A 15,938-nucleotide genomic window follows, 5' to 3' on the forward strand; every position below is an offset into this window, starting at 1 on the left:
TATATACTGAATTTGGATTCTGCACAATCTCGGAGTGTTATTGGGAAGCTGTTATTTTTTGTAGAATATTCTGCATTTCCCATACCATCTATGATGTCACTGACGGACACGCCGGGATTCCGGCAGCGCACCCGTTTCTGTGTGGCAGGCCTCCAGAATCCGATAGTCCATCTTACGCAGGACATTCTCGGAGAACCGGATGACCGGTGTCATGCCCTCCCCAAGGGTAATATCCTGCCAGCCCTCGTCTGACAGCGGCATGAACGCCCTGTAACGGAAGATTCCCCATGTATCTCGGTCTATCAGCTCCGGACTGAATGCCGGCGCTTTGTAATCCAGCTTCCACAGCCCTCCGCGTCCGCAGATTCGTCCTGTCTCCTCCCGCCTCCTTTATAAGCTGCTCCACATTCACGAGGGCAGCCAGCGTCTGTTCCATTTCTTTATGCTATATCCTGTTTTTGCTGTCAATCCCTTTTTATAGGACTGTATATTCTATTATAATTCATATCCATGCTTTGGTCATGAACCGTTCAGAAAAGTATGGGCAAAATGGTCGGCAAAACAGTTGATAAAATACAAAAAAAATTCGTTCCTGTTCATATCTTATTCATACCTTGATGCTATATTTAATTTATAAAGCGTAATGCTTTTCATACAACTTTTCTCATACTAGATGGGCCGTCAGGAAACTGCCGGTCCATTTGTGTTGCGATAATCAGAACAACCTTTCCCAAGACATACCCTTATCCTTAAAGCGCCGTCCCCCTCTTAGGCATGAACAAGCCTTCCATATCCGCACTTTCATGCTTCAGCAGCCATATCTTTTTATCAATGCCCCCGGCATATCCGGTCAGACTGCCGGTTGTGCCTACTACCCGGTGGCACGGGATGATGATGGAAATGGGATTGTGTCCCACAGCTCCGCCCACTGCCTGGGCAGACATGGTTTCCCTGTTCATCCTCACCGCCATTTTCTTTGCAATATCGCCGTATGTAGTGAGCTGGCCGTAAGGAATCTGACAGAGGATTTCCCACACTCCCTGCCGGAATTCTCCGCCCGGAGGAGCCAGCAAAAGCTCTGAGGGTACCGGCTTCTTTCCTGCAAAATAGCGGTCCAGCCAGTCCTTCGTATGTTTAAAAATACCAAGTTCCCGGTCCTCAGTCATCTCTTCTTTTACAGTACCGGCAAAATATTTCTGTCCTTCCAGCCATAGCCCAACCAGTCTTTCACCGTCAGCAGCCAGCTTAATCCCGCCAACCGGCGATGCATAATCTGTCGTATAATACATATTACTCCCTCTCTGTTCTCCCTGTTTATCCATGAAGCGCTTCCCACGCGCTGCCGCTCCTGTATCCGTCACACACCCGGCAGTCTTTATAATAAGCTTCCTGTATACACGCCGGAACAGGAATAATCCCTACCCCAGCAGCCCCCGCACCGTATTCCCGTCAAACACCACCGCTGGGACGTGTTCCACTTCTATCTGGTAGAGGGCGTTGGCAGCCATATGCTCTGCGGCCTGCTCCAAATCCCGGATTCCTGTGGTGTCCGCGTATTTTTCTATGACCGCGTCAAGTGCCTCTTCAGTCACCACACATTCATTTTCGTGCAGTCCCATGCGTCTTAAAACCTTTGGCATGGCGTACCTGGAAAATATGATTTTCTTCTCCTCCGGTGTATAATCCGGAATATCAATCACTGCAAAACGCGACATAAGGGGCGCACTGATTTGGCTCTTATCGTTTGCCGTGGCAATGGGATAGACGCCGCCGGTGGGAATCATACATTCTATGTAATTGTCCGTAAATCCCAGATTGTCTAAGAGGGTCAGCAGCACATCGGCGGGATTGCCGTTGCCTTTTCCCGCTGACGCCTTGTCCAGTTCGTTGATAATAAAGACAAGGTTGGATTCTCCCGCCATGGAGAAGGCTTCCATAATGATGCCCGGTTTGGCATTTGAATAGATACGGGAACTGCCGGTGAGCTGTTCCGGGTCATTGATGGAGCTCATATCCAGGGTCGTCCACGGAAGCTTTAAAATCCTGGCTACCGCATAGGCAATCTGTGACTTTCCGGTGCCTGCCGGACCCACCAGAAGCATGCCGTATGCGGGAAGGGTATGGGTACGGTTAATCTGTATGATGGTCTCTATGATTCTCTGCTTGACCCGTTCCATACCGTACAGCTCCTCATCCAGAATCCGCCGGGCCTCCCTTGGATCAATGGACTCAAAATAGTGGTTCTTCCACTGTATGTTCATCATAATGGAAAGGGCGCGCTGCGCATGGCGCCTCTCCTCCGGAGTCACTTCATGGGATCGGGCTACCGCCAGATTCCGGCGGGCCCAGATTCGTATGTTGTCAGGCAGCGTTCTGCCGGCGCAGTTCATAAAATCAGAAAGACTCTGGAGACTGGTCAGCTTCATATCGTCCCCGATTTCCTCCAGGTCCTCTTCCGCCAGTTCCGTCTCCGGCGCGCTGCTTGCCAGCAGCCTGTCAATCATAAACTGGAGAAATCCGTCTTCAGCGGAAAGCTTGGTCCCGCCGCCAAAGGCCACCTCCCGAATCTTATAGACCGCGTATCCGTCCCCGCGGTTCTGGCCGGACAGGCGGACACTGATATGGTTCTCTCCCAGCCAGCGCAGCAGACTGATGAAGCGTGCGTCAACCCGCAGGATATCAGCGCTGATGGTCCCGTCCTCCTCCTTGAATTCAAAGGCCGTCCGTTTGGCCTGATTTGTAAATACGCCGCAGGAATGGTGCTTCCAGTCCCGGCTGCTGTTATCCAGAACAAGCATGGGCTTCTCCGGGGAGGCAGCCGCCTCGCCGGAGCAGTATACCGTATAGGTGCACTGGGGCTCCTCTTCCTTTTTGGGTGTATCGCTGAAATCAAATACCGGCATGATAATCCTCCCTAATTATGTACATCTTATTTTTGTGTCAACAGAGGGATTGGGGATTTTCCTTTATGTTTTCCCCATGTTATCCTTTCCGGAAGCATCCAGGCGGCTTCCTCTGCTGACCTTACTATCTTCTCTCAGCTAAGAGCATATTAACAGCAGAATCAAAATACGTTTTATCTATATCCTGGTCAAACTCCTCCCTGTAACTCTCATAAATCTCGCTTTTCACATCAGCATATGCTGACTCTGATCTTGCTACTTTCTTGCTGGCCACATACATATTATGCTCTCTGCATAACGGAAGCAAACGCTCCTGCATAACAGTTTTTAATTGATTCGAAATCTCTCTGTTCATATCGCTGATATCTTTGTTTGAAAATTCATGCAAATCCTCAAGCCAGTCAATTACCTTTACAAAACGGTTCCTCCCTTTAAAAGCTTCATAGGAGGCCGCAGTTATAAACGAATTCCAAATACAATCTTTATATATTGAATGCCTTTCAGCACATTCCCTGCAGTCAATTTCGCTGACATAATGGGCCATCTCTACGTAAAAACAATTCAAACGTTCTATATTTCCTTCTCTTCTTCTTTCAAAATATCCAGCGCACAAATTACCCCTTCTGCGTCTCCCGATATCTGAATTTTACGATAGCTTGTATCTTTTTTCTTTTTTATAATCATTCTCACATTCACTTTTTTCTTATCAGAAAAATATTTCTTAACAAAGTACTTCATCAAATCATAACAGGCGGACGCTGACAGACTGATTATAAAGGGTAGCAAAATATCAAAATCCCTTGATGCCAACTATTCAAAATTATCTTTATCATATACCATGGTACAAGGAATGTCCTCGCTTTTGGCGAACCTGTTTAAATCAAACGCAAATTCATTTATAATATCTTTTCCATCAGTAAACTCTGGTAATATATATATCATCCCGTCATTCTCGTTCAATGACGCTTTGCCCGATAACTCTCTAAAATCAGCTTCTGAAACCAGATGATCTTTTATCGTATAGTTTTTAACCATATTCCCAATTCCTCCAACCAGGCGTGAATAAGTCAACTTTATCATTCGACCCAGTTACCTCATATAATCTATATTGTACCATATCTGCATACTTCTTTCCATCCCGAGATTGATTGCATTTTCCAAACTTTGGATTCCTGTTGATTTTACATCAATCCACAAAATATAATATCACATATCAAAACCTGCACCATCCTTTGATTCTGGTCTCCTGTCTTAGGAAGTCCTGCAAGAGTCCCTTCATCGTCCAGTACCGTCATCTTGGGTACTTCCAGCAGCTGCGCCATTGGTAATTCCAGGTCAAATGTCTTTTTTAATAGCTCTGTGTAATACTGCCTTTCTCATTTCCTCTTTTCCGGTCTTTATCCGTGTGTTAAAGCATATCATGATTCCTGCTGCCGCGCAATGAAGAGGGACTCCGCAAAATAATATATGTTCCAAAAAACAGGAGCCAAAATAAGTTTCCTTATACCGGCTCCCATATCATCCAATCAGATGTCCCGGCACACGGACATCGTCATTTCACAGACTCATATTACATTAAAATGTCAAAGGGTGGTTTCCCTCCACTTGACTATATTCTTAAATACCACTTCCCCATCTGTTTTCTTACCGTCCAGGATGTCAGCCAGCTCTTCCATGGCTCTGACCCCTTCCTGATAAGCGGGCGTGATGATGGCAGATATGGCCGGGGTAGTCATCCGGGTCCATCCCTCTGCGTCAAATCCGATCAGGCCCAGTGTGTCCGGAAACAGCCTCATATAGTCCGGGTACCTGCGGATCGCCTGGTACACCACCTGCAAAAGTCCCGGACTGGCAACATAAATCAGCGTCTTTTTATCCAGGCTTATCTGGTCCTTCAGCATTTCGTAGACCTGGTCGGACTTTACGCCCTCCTGCAGGTACTGGGTGGCACCCTCCTTCCGGGCGTCCTGTATGGCATCCTTATATCCCTGGGTATTCTCAAAACCTGCGCTGATGTTGGAATCACCGTCTGAAATCATGAGAAATTTCTCATATCCCTTCCTGATGCATTCCGAAATCACCTGGTACACGCAGTCATAATTGTTGCTTTTCACATACCGTCCCTTGAAATCATAGGGCTTGGCATCCAGATATACGATGGGCTTTTTCTTTTTTTCCAGGTCTGAGGCCAGCATGCCGAAACGGTAGGTGGACTGGACTATAAAACCGTCAACTCCCAGCCTGAGCATGCGTTCCACGTAATCCTTCTCGTGCTGGAAGGCCAGACCGCTGTTTCCCACCACAATCTGGTATTCCAGGGCGCTGGCAGCCTCCTCAATTCCTTTGAGGGCCCTGGCGCAGTATCCCTCCGACGTGTCCGCCAGTATGACCCCCACCACGCCGCTGCTCTTGGCCTTCATGGCTCTGGCCGCAGCACTTGGCTCATATCCGGTCTCATCAATAATATGCTGTATTCTCTGTTTGGTCTCCTCAGACATCTTATTAATCTTGCCGTTGAGATAGAAGGACACCGTTGTCTTTGAAACACCCGCCCGTTCAGCAATCTCATTAATTGTCAACTTCTTCATTCTGACCTCCACCCGCCTCATCCTGCATCGCTCTTATAAATATACCATTAAATCCTCAATCGGTAAAGTGTCGTGTTCCCTTTTATGGTGTGAATGGCCGCTGCCTTGGCATAAACCGGCACCCCTCTGCAATCGTGAATTTTACCGCCCTGCCACGTTTCCTGATTCCACACCAGGAAATCCCAGGATTCATCCGGCGAGAGGCAAAAGCTCATGGCCGTCACCTGTTCCTCCGTCTCCGGCCGGCTGCTTCCGTACTGGAAAACCTGGGTTTTCTCAGCCTCTGTCCCTTCTCCAAACAGACAGGTCCAGTCTGTGATGCGGTCTGTAAATCCGGTTTTCCTAACCAGACAGGTGCTTTTCTCTTTCTGGTTATACTGTTTGGATATGACGCAGGGCACTGCCTCAAAGGGGCGGGAGCCCAGCACCGTCATTGCATCATCCCCGCCGGAACACAGTCTCCAGCATTCCCCGGCCCCGTCCGTTCCTGTCCCAATGGGGGTTCCCTGTACGGCACTGTCCAGATGATAATACTCTTTCACCTCATGACCGCCATCGCAGCGTATATCATTGACAATCATCCAGATTCCCTGGTCCACCGCCATCACCTTGCGGATGACCAGATAATGCGCGCCGGACATGAGACATCCGTGATAAGCCATTTCCCCGTAATGGACCGGGCCCTGTTCCCTGTAATAATTTTTAAAGCTCTGTCCAAAGCTGTCATACCCCCATGAACCCCTGGGCCTTCCATGAGACTCTCCGTCTATGACACATACATTGTGGGCCTGGGCGCTTTTGAGAAACGGGCGCAGCGGTTCCTCCTCCACATAGGAATACCTGCCGCTGTCCACCAGTATGGGACAGCCTCTGTAATGCAGCGATATATGAGTCAAATCCGCATGTCCGTGCCCGCTTCCAAGGGGACCGCATTTCATATAGGTGAAATGGCTGTCCTCCTCCCAGCTGCTTCTAAAAAATATATGCCCGGCATCCGCTGCAGCCAGGGACAGGCTCTCCGGTTTCCTGCCCGCCATGGCACTGTACCCGGTGACTCCGGCGCTTCCAAACATCCAGGCACTGTCCAGGTCCGCGGTATCATATCCCGCATACCTGTACCTGCCGTCCCCGGTAAGGACAGCCGCCTTCACCATCACATCCCTCACATCGGTAACATCGCTGTCACATTGGGCTATCTGTAAATGATCCGGTCCCGAGGCGAAAAGCACATAACGGCTCATCCTGTCAACGGCCTTCTCCAGCCAGTCTGTATCGCGCCAAAATTCCGTCCTGTTTTCAATCCTGACCCAAGCCCGGCAGGAGGCCAGCAGCTTCATGCAGGCAAGAAGCACCTCCATATGATACATCATGGACTGCTCCCAGTGGGCTCCGTCATCCAGTACCTGGAGCCCAATCTGACGTTCCAGTTCCTGCCAGGCCCAGTCCTCAGTTCCGTCTGAAGGTAAATATTCGTGAAACCACAGGTATCCGTTGCAGATGGACGCCGTCTGAAGGACGCCCCAGTTGCTGAGTGTATATTTTCCGATGTACCTTTTCCTCAGGCTGGCAAACTGTTCTTTCATGCTCTCCAGGATTCCTGCGGCTTCTCTTTCCTCCATAAGGCCCTCTCCCAGAAGATGAAGCAGCAGATACTGCCAGCTCATGCACCGGATTCCCGTATCAATGGTCCGGGTGGTCACGGTTCCTTCAGGAAGTATGGGATTTGCCTGAATCCAATGGAACAGAAACCATTTCAGCTTTTCCACATATGCCTTATCGCCGGTAAGCCAGCCGGCAATAAGAAGTTTGTTCATGTACTCGTGACGGTTCAGCATGAAAATCCATTCCGGATCCCCGTTGGGGCTTCTGTCCCATATCATTTCCTTAAGGGTAAATGGTTCACGGCAGGGTTCCATATCCCATCTGTCCTCAAACGAAAATGTATGCGCCATCAGCCTGTCTGCCTGCGCCAGAATTTTCTCCGCCTCCTCCCGGCAGTTTCCGGCAATATGGGCGCACACATGTTCCTTTTCATACCAGGCCTCGTAGGCCTCTGCTCTTTGTCTTACATGTACATACCTTTCATCATGCATAGATAACTCCTTTTTATGCCGTTCAGTCTTTCTCTCATTTCAGGGGGGCTGCTTCATCCCCTGTTCCCGTTAACATTCATAAAACAGAGAGGGAGGCGCCCCCGCTGCATGCTTCAGGCATACATGTCAAAGGGTACCTCCCCGCTTTTTTGAGTGTGTCCCAAAGCAATTTCCTGATACACTCTAAGCAATCAGATTCAGGACAGAAAGCACCACGCCCAGGATAATGGTAAGGATGACCAGCTTATAAGTGGTCCACTTTTTCACCTTTATAAGGTAGAAAATAAGTCCTGTGAACAATACAGGAAGAAGCTTGGGGGCAATGGCGTCAATCATCTCCTGGATAGCCACCACCTTCTGCTGGTCTCCCGTCATATTGGCAACGTATTGAATCGGTGTGGAAATCTTTACAAAATTTACAGCAAGGCCGGAGATGACAGTAACGCCTATCATGCTGGCGATATTGGATATCTGTTCCATCTTCGTGCTGAGGGTGGCGATGATGTTGGTGCCCAGCTTGTATCCCCACATGCCGGTCAGAAACTTCATGGCCAGAAGAATCACGTTCATGGCCACAAAGAACAGGATAGGGCCCATAATCAGGCCGTCCTGGGCCAGGGACGCGCCAATGGTTGCAAACAGCGGCGCCAGGCAGAACTGGGCAAGAGAATCACCGATTCCTGCCAGAGGTCCCATGAGAGCCATTTTGATGTTGCGGATTTCATTGGAAGGAGTCTTATTCTCCAGCATAACCAGATGAAGGCTGGTGATAAACGGAAGAAAGTGAATATTGCTGTTAAAAAACTCTATATTCTCCTTCAATGCTTCCTGGAGCTTGTCATCGTCGTCCTTGTACATCTTGCGGAGGGCGGGATAAAGCACATTTGCATAGCCAAGACCCTGGTAATTGCCATAGTTAAATCCATTCTGCAGGAAATAGGCCCGCAGGGATGTCTTCATATAATCTTTTTTCTCCAGCTGATTAAATGCCATCTTCAAATTCAACCTCCACTTCTTCTACAGATTCGCCGTTTTCTTTGCCGGCATGGAAAAATACAAGCAGCGCAATGGCCGTACCGATTACAGCCACTCCCATGACAGGAAGGTTCAGGTAGGCAATGGCGATATAGCCGAACAGTACAAATGGAATCAGTTCCTTCTTTGCCATTACATTGAGAATCATGGCAAAACCAATGGCGGGAAGCATCTTGCCTGCCACGCCCAGACCCGCGCTGAGCCATGCGGGAATCAGGGAAATCACCTTCTGGAGCCCCTCGGAGCTGAAGGCGCCTCCGAATCCGATAATAAAGCCCAGTTTGTGCCGGAGGCGGTTATGCGGTCAATGCCGCCATGACAAAACGCCGTATAAAGGCAGGCGGCACTGCGGCAGGCGCAAACATCGGGCGTGTCCAGCGTGAAAGCCGCAATCCCATACCGGTCCTGAAAGAGGCTGCCCGGCAGCGCACTCCGGAAGCGCGTGGAGGAGACCCCTTATCACAAACCGGATTCCCCGCAGCCGGGAAGAAAGGGAGATGGCGGGCATCCACAAGCGAGAATCTCCTGGTGCTGGAACATTAAGCCATTACGGCCTGTACGACCGGCGGCATGTGAGGCGAAAATGGAAGAACGGTTAAAATTGTGGTATTGTTTGAGGAAGGGCGCTGTTTCCGTATATGCATAAAAGGGCGCCTAAGAACATAAAGTTCCTAAGCGCCTATACTCTGTCATTTTTCTATTGCACTTAATTATAAAACGTTTCCGGTCTGCTTTGTCTCAGGAGCAGCCTCGTCCGCCGTCTCCGCCGCCGCATGTACCGCGATAACCGTTGCCACTGCTGTATCCAAATCAGTAACAAGCTCAATGTTCTTATTCTTCGCGATATCCAAATCTCCTACCCGGATTATATCACCGACTCTCATATCTCCTACATCGACTTTTACCTTGTCAATAATTGCATCCGGTAAAGCTTTGTAGGAAATCTCCTGAATCCGCTGCTGCAGAACACCGCTTATCACCTTATCATGGTTTAAAAGGATGATCTCCGCCACGGAATGGACTTTTTCGCCGCTTACAAGCGCCTGGAAATCAATCTCCTCAACAAGCCCCTTCATTGAATTAAAGCATATGTCTTTAATCAGGACGTCAAACACCTGTCCGTCCACGTCTAACAGAATCTGGCTGCCTTTGTTGCAGGTTTTTAGGAGCCGTTCCGCCACGGTTCTCTCCATTTTAATGGGAATGGATTCGGGAATTTCCCTGCCAAAGATATTTCCAGTAACGAAACCCTCTCTTCTCAATCGTTTTGCTTTGATGGACATGCTTCTTTTTTCAGCTTTTAAAGTAGTCATTTATCTTTTCCTCCAAAATTCTGATTGCTTAGCAGCCTTCAAATTTGATAAACAAATAGGTGTGTTAAGTAAGTTTATTATGTTACAACTACATTATAGCACCGTTGTCAAGTCCTTTTCGGATTATGCCTATCGATTACGCGGTCCATTTACTTTCTCTCGCTATATGAGCGCCTGGAATCGAATCTCAATCCCATGTCCATCCTCCCTGGTACAGATGGTGCCCCCGTGGGCCCCTATAATCTGACGCACAATCCTCAGCCCCATCAGATGTACATTTTCTTCCGGCATCTGCCCCCCGTTCAGATAATGACAGATGGCCGGAGGAATGCCGCGGCCATTGTCATAAAACTGCACATGGGGACGACTGTCTTTCATCCAGGCGCGCACCCCAAGGCTGCACCCGTCTTCATTGTGGCGGACTGAATTGCCCAGTATGTTTCGGAATGCGCGGAACAGAAGCTGCTCATCCGCTTCCAACGAAAATGTTTCAAATCCGGGTTCAATGCAGATGGACAACGGATAACGCTCCGCCTGCTCCATGGAATTCAGCAAATCCGCAGCAACCTTCCGCAGAATTACCGCCAGAAACACCTTTCTCTTTCGCAGCGGCTGTGCATTATACTCCAGTTTTGATGCAAGATTCAAATCCTCAATCAGATTCCGGATACGGACACTCTGCCAACGGATTAAGGCGGCCTTTTTCCTGATCCGCGTATCTGTATCGGATTGACGCTCTATCATATCCGCATAGCCCATGACCAGGGACAGGGGAGTACGTATGTCGTGGGATACCCCGCTGATCCATTCTGTACGCGCCTCATCACGCTTCTCCAGCTGCTCCCGCTGCGCTGTCAGACGGTCAGAGGTGCGGTTGATGGTACTGGCAATCTCCTTCATGGTCCCGGTTTCCGCCAAATGGGCGCTTCCGCCAGATGCAAGCTGCCCAATGGCATCCGCAATAATCCGCATCCGCCTGTAGTAGCGGAATCCGGATACCAGCAGAATCAGGACCGAGGCTGCCAGCGTACTGACAAAGCTTAGCGACAGGAATGTGAAAACTCCCTTTAAATTATCCATATCCTGATGAACAGCATAATTCCACATACTTCCCCTGGGATAGCCGATTACCAGGAGCCCCTTTCCCCCTCCCCATACATAAACCGGATAGTCATCCAGATACCAGCGTGTGAAAGAGGCAACCTGCGAGGTTGTGTATGTGTGGTTTAAATGCTCCGGCAGCCGATAGTTCCAGACCGGAGTTCCTGTATCATCTAAAAGCATGGCAAAGGAGGCCCCCATCTCCTGTAGGCAGGCCACAGCTTCCAGCCCGTCTCCGTCCAGCGCCTGGTATACCCGGGCAATGGCATACTTTCCCCCGCCGCTCTCATTTTCATAAAGCTTGGAGGTGACGATGCCCAGCAATACAACCTGCAGTACGACAAATGCAACAATGATTGCCAGCGCTGTTGCAATATAACTAAAATAAATCCTCATCAGGCTTTTCATCTGTTCATCCGATACCCTAATCCTTTCACAGTAATTAAAAATTCCGGTTCCGACGGCTTCTCTTCTATCTTTTCCCGCAGTTTACGGATGTGTACCATCAGCGTATTCTCATAATCGAAATAATTCTCTCCCCAGACCGATTCCGACAGAACATCAAATGTCAGGATCCTGCCGCGGTTTTCCAGGAACAGCTTCAAAAGCTGATATTCCTTATTTGTCAGGGAAATGGTTCTCCCCGATCCGTCCAATAACCTCACCACCCCCGCGGACAAATCCACCTCCCGTTTTCCCAGCCTGTAACACTCCGTCTGCTCCTCCAGCCGGTAAGTCCGTTTTAAGATAGCCGAGATGCGCAGTACCAGCTCCCTGGGCAGGAATGGTTTAGTCATATAATCATCCGCCCCCAGATCCAATCCCTGGAGCCGGTCCTCGTCCTGGTCCCGTGCGGAGAGAAACAGGACCGGAATCCTCTGCTTTTCCAGCACTGTCTTAATCCGCTGGAAGAAAGAAAATCCATCTTCAAAGGGCATATTTACATCCAGAATCAGGAAGTCAGCAGCCCCGTTTTCTATCCGTTCTTCCGCCTCCCGGCAGGAAAAGGCTGTCTCCACATGGGAAAAGCCCTCCTGCTCACAAATACTCTCCACCAGGCTGCACAACTCCCGGCTGTCATCTACCACTAAAATACGCGCTTCCCTAAGCTTCATCCCAATCACCTGCCTTTGGGTTCATTATAGCTGATTTAGCGGAACAGGGAATCATTTTTTGAATCATTTAAGGTAAATTTAAGGTTGGAGAAAGGCAGGCATAAGGAGGCCGCGTTATTCTGAATCCTAGAGAAAGCAGCAGAAAATCCGGATGAGGCTCTGACCTATGCCGTATGCCGCTTAATCGCAGACAAGGAGGATATCAAAATGGCACAATATATCATTGAAACCAGCCAGCTGACAAAGACCTACCGCGGCACTCCCGCCGTGGACCACCTGGACCTTCGCATTCCCGAGGGCTCCATCTTTGGATTTTTAGGTCCTAACGGAGCCGGCAAAAGCACGACCATGAAAATGCTCCTGGGATTAATCAACCGGGACAGCGGAAGCATCCGCATCAACGGCACAGAACTGAATGACCACAGCCGCATTTCCATCCTGAGACAGGTGGGTTCCCTGATTGAGACTCCTTCCTATTATGGTAATCTTACCGCATATGAAAACCTTCAGATCAGCTGCATGTTGAGAGGTCTCCCTTACACGGAGATTGACCGGGTCCTGTCCATCGTACGCCTGGATGGTCAGAAAAAGAAACAGGCCGCGCATTACTCCCTGGGCATGAAGCAGCGCCTTGGCCTGGCAAATGCTCTATTAGGCTCCCCAAAACTGGTACTTTTGGATGAACCCACCAACGGGCTGGACCCAGCCGGTATTCACGAGATGCGGGAGCTGATTAAAAGCCTTCCGGAACAGTTTGGAATGACGGTAATGGTATCCAGCCACCTCCTGGCGGAAATGGAACAGACCGCCGGCTGCATCGGCATCATATCCAGGGGACGGCTGATATTCCAGGATGCCCTGTCCATGCTCCAGGCGCGCAGCACCCGGCAGATTTATCTGCGTACCTCGGATGACACAGGCGCTGCCGCACTGCTCAGGGAAAACGGGGAGCTCTCTGCACTGCTTCGGGAAAATGAGGACCGTGCCGCCCTGCTTCTGAAAGGGAATGACGCCGCGGACGGGTTCTGTTACTCCGCTGCTGACGGCATCCGCCTCCCCTTCCTTCCCGACCATATGCTGGCACAGATATTCCACATCTTGATGAATCATGGGATTGATTTATACCGGGCCGAGGAGAAGCGGCAGAGCCTGGAAGATATCTACCTCAGTATGGTAAAGGAGGCGGGACTATGAGTATAAAAACAGAATTCATCCTGGAGATGCGCAAGCTGCGCCGCCGGCATATCCCGCTTCTGTTCCTGATGATATTTGCCCTCATCACGGCCTGGACGTGCTGGTGCATGGACGATTTAGACATTACACGCCTGAACGATGCGAGCGCTATGCTGTTTACCAATCTGCTTCTGATGAACACCATCCTGTGCCCTATTGTTCTGGCTGCTCTGGCCAGCCGGATGTGTGATATGGAACAGATGGGAAATACTTACAAATGGATCTGTACCATGCAGAAACCGGAACACGTCTACCGCGGGAAAGCAGCGGCCGGCAGTTTTTATATCATCCTGTTTGCACTCATGCAGACACTCCTGTTCTGGGCTGTTTCACGGTCATATGACGGAGGGGCCGCGTCCCATCTGACGGAATATTTTACAACCATATGTCTGACTTCCCTGTGCATATTTATCCTTCAGCTGAACCTCTCCCTCAAGTTCACCAACCAGCTGACACCCATCTTCATAAGCATAGGAGGCACATTTACCGGGCTGTTCTCCTGGTTTTTAAACAGATGGCCGCTGCGCTGTCTGATACCGTGGGGATATTATGCATCGCTGTGCAATGTGGGATATGCATATGATGAGTCCACGCGCTACACTGCCTATAGCTGGAATACGTATCCTTTCTTCTGGATGGCCATCCTGGCTGCGGCAATCATAATTCTGTACCGTTACGGCCAAAAACATTTTTTAGAAACGGTCCGTGAAACCATGTAAGGAGGAATAACTGATGATAGTAAAAGCAATTATCTGTGAACGCATGAAATGCAGAGGAACCCTGATATGGCCGGCCTTTCTGCTGATTCCTGTCATCCCCATCCTGCTCGGCGCCGGAAATTACCTGTCCAATCTTGATTTGTTAAAATCCGGATGGTATTCCTACTGGACTCAGGTGACATTATTTTATGCCACATTCTTTTTTGCTCCCTTGATCGGCGCATACTGCGCGTTTTTATGGAGATATGAGAATTTTAACAGCTGCCGGAATACCCTGTTCGCCTGCCCGGTATCCTATCACACCATCTACCTGTCCAAGTTCATCCTGGTATGCGCTATTTCCGGACTGACACAGATATGGTTTGCCCTGCTCTTTTTCGCCTCCGGAAAAGTCATTGGCCTGCCGGATCTGCCGCCCGGCGATCTCTGTTTCTGGATGATCCGCGGACTGGCCGGAGCCTTTGTGATTGCCGCCCTGCAGTTTCTGGTTGCCACGGAAATACGAAGCTTTGCCACTCCCATTGCCGTTGGCCTGGCAGGCGGCGTTACAGGCATAATTGCCGCCAATACGAAGGCCGGACTCCTGTGGCCCTATTCCCAGATGCTCCTGGGCATGAATTCCAACAAATCGGAGGATGTGCTGGGGCAGAATACCGTGTTATTCTTTGTGATATGCGCGGTTTATCTGCTGGGGGTATCTTTGACGGGAATTGGAAGAATAAAGAATAAGATAGGATAGATTTCCTATAATAACGAAGGAGCCGGAAGCCCGGGAATGGGCTTCCGGCGCTCAAGCGCTTTTACCTCCGCTCTTTATCCAGCTATCTCTTTTCTGTTAAAACAGCTCGTCAAAGCAGCTTCACTTTCTCTTTCTGACTTTTCCGATATTCAGTGGGCGAAACCCGGAATCTTTCTTTGAACACTCGGTTAAATGTCCTCTGACTATCAAATCCACTGTCCAAGCAGATATTAGTAATCGAATCCTCCGTGTTCTCCAATCGGCGACGAGCATAATCTAACCTCGTATCATTCAGATACTGCTTAAAATTACTATGAAACGTCTTTGAAAAAATGCGAGATAAAACATACTTACTAACCCCTAAGTCTTTCGCCATATCTTCTAAAGAAAACGTATTTTTGAAATTGCCTGACACATAGGCAACTGTCTGGTAAATGAGATCATCGCTTCCAACGCTTCTTTTTTCTACTAATTTGAAGTTTCTGATACATCTTGCCAGGACAATCTGTAAATATGCTTGTACAATCGCAAATTCCGTCTGTTTTGTTTTCATAACCGCCCCAAGCGCACGATACGTTTCTCTGTCCACGTCACCAGCTTTTATTATCGGATATTCCGGCGCATAGTTTAGCAATATCTCATCAAAAGTACTCAAAACAAACGGCGGGGATTTTATAAAAACAGCCACACTCTCCCTATCCGTAAAAACCTGATAATGGTGAATGATATTGGGAAATACAAAACCTATATCTCCATTCTCCATATGATACAGTTCCTGCCCAACTCCCAATTCCAAAGCACCCTCTGTTACCCATACAATTTCCAAAGCATTGTGCAGATGTGGAGATACATGTCTTGCCACTCTTTTTACTGCCAGAATTTCTTCTTCCGTATCTACAAATGATAAATGCACTGATAAATTCCTCCTCTCCCTTGCTCATGATTCTGCATTGTCACCTTATATCTACTGCAAAATTTGGCTATTCTTTCTTTTCTTTTGGCAAGCAATATTATTTCTCCTGTCATATAATAAACACATAACCAAGAACAAGGAGGAAGGTAAAATGAGTAAGCTTAAACAGTATTTCAATATCCTTTT

The 15,938-nt window shown here is 49.0% G+C and carries 17 protein-coding genes and 1 pseudogene; 4 read left to right on the forward strand and 14 right to left on the reverse strand.

What is annotated here, in order from left to right:
- Positions 1 to 96: 96 nt before the first annotated feature.
- The 10 genes and pseudogenes from LA360_RS11665 to LA360_RS11710 form a co-directional block, all read right to left on the reverse strand.
- On the reverse strand, positions 97 to 261 hold the full coding sequence (locus tag LA360_RS11665) for a hypothetical protein (RefSeq protein WP_022203346.1): 165 nt from the start codon (positions 259 to 261) through the stop codon (positions 97 to 99).
- Positions 262 to 749: 488 nt separating this feature from the next.
- Positions 750 to 1,289 (reverse strand): methylated-DNA--[protein]-cysteine S-methyltransferase, encoded by a 540-nt coding sequence (locus tag LA360_RS11670; protein ID WP_022203345.1) that lies wholly within the window; start codon positions 1,287 to 1,289, stop codon positions 750 to 752.
- Positions 1,290 to 1,418: 129 nt separating this feature from the next.
- Positions 1,419 to 2,903 (reverse strand): AAA family ATPase, encoded by a 1,485-nt coding sequence (locus LA360_RS11675; protein ID WP_022203344.1) that lies wholly within the window; start codon positions 2,901 to 2,903, stop codon positions 1,419 to 1,421.
- A 124-nt stretch (positions 2,904 to 3,027) separates the two neighbouring features.
- Positions 3,028 to 3,516, reverse strand: coding sequence for a hypothetical protein (locus tag LA360_RS11680; protein WP_138262448.1), 489 nt, complete (start codon positions 3,514 to 3,516; stop codon positions 3,028 to 3,030).
- A 197-nt stretch (positions 3,517 to 3,713) separates the two neighbouring features.
- Positions 3,714 to 3,938 (reverse strand): hypothetical protein, encoded by a 225-nt coding sequence (locus tag LA360_RS11685; protein ID WP_022203341.1) that lies wholly within the window; start codon positions 3,936 to 3,938, stop codon positions 3,714 to 3,716.
- A 146-nt stretch (positions 3,939 to 4,084) separates the two neighbouring features.
- Entirely contained in the window at positions 4,085 to 4,225 is a 141-nt protein-coding gene (locus LA360_RS11690; RefSeq protein WP_022203340.1) for a hypothetical protein, read from the reverse strand.
- Between the two features lie 261 nt (positions 4,226 to 4,486).
- The gene (locus LA360_RS11695) at positions 4,487 to 5,491 is read right to left on the reverse strand and encodes a LacI family DNA-binding transcriptional regulator (protein WP_022203339.1); all 1,005 of its coding nucleotides are present in this window, start codon (positions 5,489 to 5,491) and stop codon (positions 4,487 to 4,489) included.
- 47 nt (positions 5,492 to 5,538) lie between these two features.
- Positions 5,539 to 7,584 carry a heparinase II/III domain-containing protein gene (locus LA360_RS11700; RefSeq protein ID WP_022203338.1) on the reverse strand — a complete coding sequence of 682 codons (2,046 nt, stop codon included), beginning with the start codon at positions 7,582 to 7,584 and terminating at the stop codon, positions 5,539 to 5,541.
- A gap of 183 nt (positions 7,585 to 7,767) precedes the next feature.
- Positions 7,768 to 8,577 carry a PTS system mannose/fructose/sorbose family transporter subunit IID gene (locus LA360_RS11705; protein WP_022203337.1) on the reverse strand — a complete coding sequence of 270 codons (810 nt, stop codon included), beginning with the start codon at positions 8,575 to 8,577 and terminating at the stop codon, positions 7,768 to 7,770.
- Positions 8,567 to 8,899: pseudogene (locus LA360_RS11710) on the reverse strand (PTS sugar transporter subunit IIC); the annotation flags it as partial. The gene LA360_RS11705 and the pseudogene LA360_RS11710, both read right to left, overlap by 11 nt.
- A gap of 35 nt (positions 8,900 to 8,934) precedes the next feature.
- Here LA360_RS11710 and LA360_RS11715 point away from each other — a divergent pair.
- Positions 8,935 to 9,162 carry a hypothetical protein gene (locus tag LA360_RS11715; protein WP_112481957.1) on the forward strand — a complete coding sequence of 76 codons (228 nt, stop codon included), beginning with the start codon at positions 8,935 to 8,937 and terminating at the stop codon, positions 9,160 to 9,162.
- A 167-nt stretch (positions 9,163 to 9,329) separates the two neighbouring features.
- Here the strand turns inward: LA360_RS11715 and LA360_RS11720 are convergent, their stop codons facing one another.
- The 3 genes from LA360_RS11720 to LA360_RS11730 form a co-directional block, all read right to left on the reverse strand.
- Positions 9,330 to 9,932 carry a 50S ribosomal protein L25 gene (locus LA360_RS11720; protein ID WP_057572583.1) on the reverse strand — a complete coding sequence of 201 codons (603 nt, stop codon included), beginning with the start codon at positions 9,930 to 9,932 and terminating at the stop codon, positions 9,330 to 9,332.
- A gap of 162 nt (positions 9,933 to 10,094) precedes the next feature.
- Positions 10,095 to 11,441 carry a histidine kinase dimerization/phospho-acceptor domain-containing protein gene (locus LA360_RS11725; protein ID WP_225537512.1) on the reverse strand — a complete coding sequence of 449 codons (1,347 nt, stop codon included), beginning with the start codon at positions 11,439 to 11,441 and terminating at the stop codon, positions 10,095 to 10,097.
- Positions 11,438 to 12,148: a response regulator transcription factor gene (locus tag LA360_RS11730; protein WP_002584381.1), complete on the reverse strand. Its 711-nt coding sequence runs from the start codon at positions 12,146 to 12,148 to the stop codon at positions 11,438 to 11,440. The genes LA360_RS11725 and LA360_RS11730 overlap by 4 nt, the downstream gene beginning before the upstream one ends.
- A gap of 207 nt (positions 12,149 to 12,355) precedes the next feature.
- On the opposite strand from LA360_RS11730, the gene LA360_RS11735 reads away from it, so the two are divergent.
- From LA360_RS11735 to LA360_RS11745, 3 genes are read left to right on the forward strand one after another with little or no spacing between them, the layout of a single operon-like run.
- Positions 12,356 to 13,342 carry an ABC transporter ATP-binding protein gene (locus LA360_RS11735; RefSeq protein WP_022203333.1) on the forward strand — a complete coding sequence of 329 codons (987 nt, stop codon included), beginning with the start codon at positions 12,356 to 12,358 and terminating at the stop codon, positions 13,340 to 13,342.
- Complete coding sequence (locus LA360_RS11740; RefSeq protein ID WP_022203332.1) at positions 13,339 to 14,100, forward strand: ABC transporter permease; 762 nt, start codon at positions 13,339 to 13,341, stop codon at positions 14,098 to 14,100. Before LA360_RS11735 ends, LA360_RS11740 begins: the two co-directional genes overlap by 4 nt.
- Positions 14,101 to 14,113: 13 nt before the next feature.
- Positions 14,114 to 14,839, forward strand: a complete 726-nt coding sequence (locus tag LA360_RS11745) for an ABC transporter permease (protein WP_022203331.1) — start codon at positions 14,114 to 14,116, stop codon at positions 14,837 to 14,839.
- A 109-nt stretch (positions 14,840 to 14,948) separates the two neighbouring features.
- Here LA360_RS11745 and LA360_RS11750 read toward each other — a convergent pair whose 3' ends face one another.
- Complete coding sequence (locus tag LA360_RS11750) at positions 14,949 to 15,752, reverse strand: helix-turn-helix transcriptional regulator (protein WP_022203330.1); 804 nt, start codon at positions 15,750 to 15,752, stop codon at positions 14,949 to 14,951.
- Positions 15,753 to 15,938: the final 186 nt, after the last annotated feature.

The organism is Enterocloster clostridioformis (assembly GCF_020297485.1).
In the GTDB taxonomy this organism is placed as follows: domain Bacteria; phylum Bacillota; class Clostridia; order Lachnospirales; family Lachnospiraceae; genus Enterocloster; species Enterocloster clostridioformis.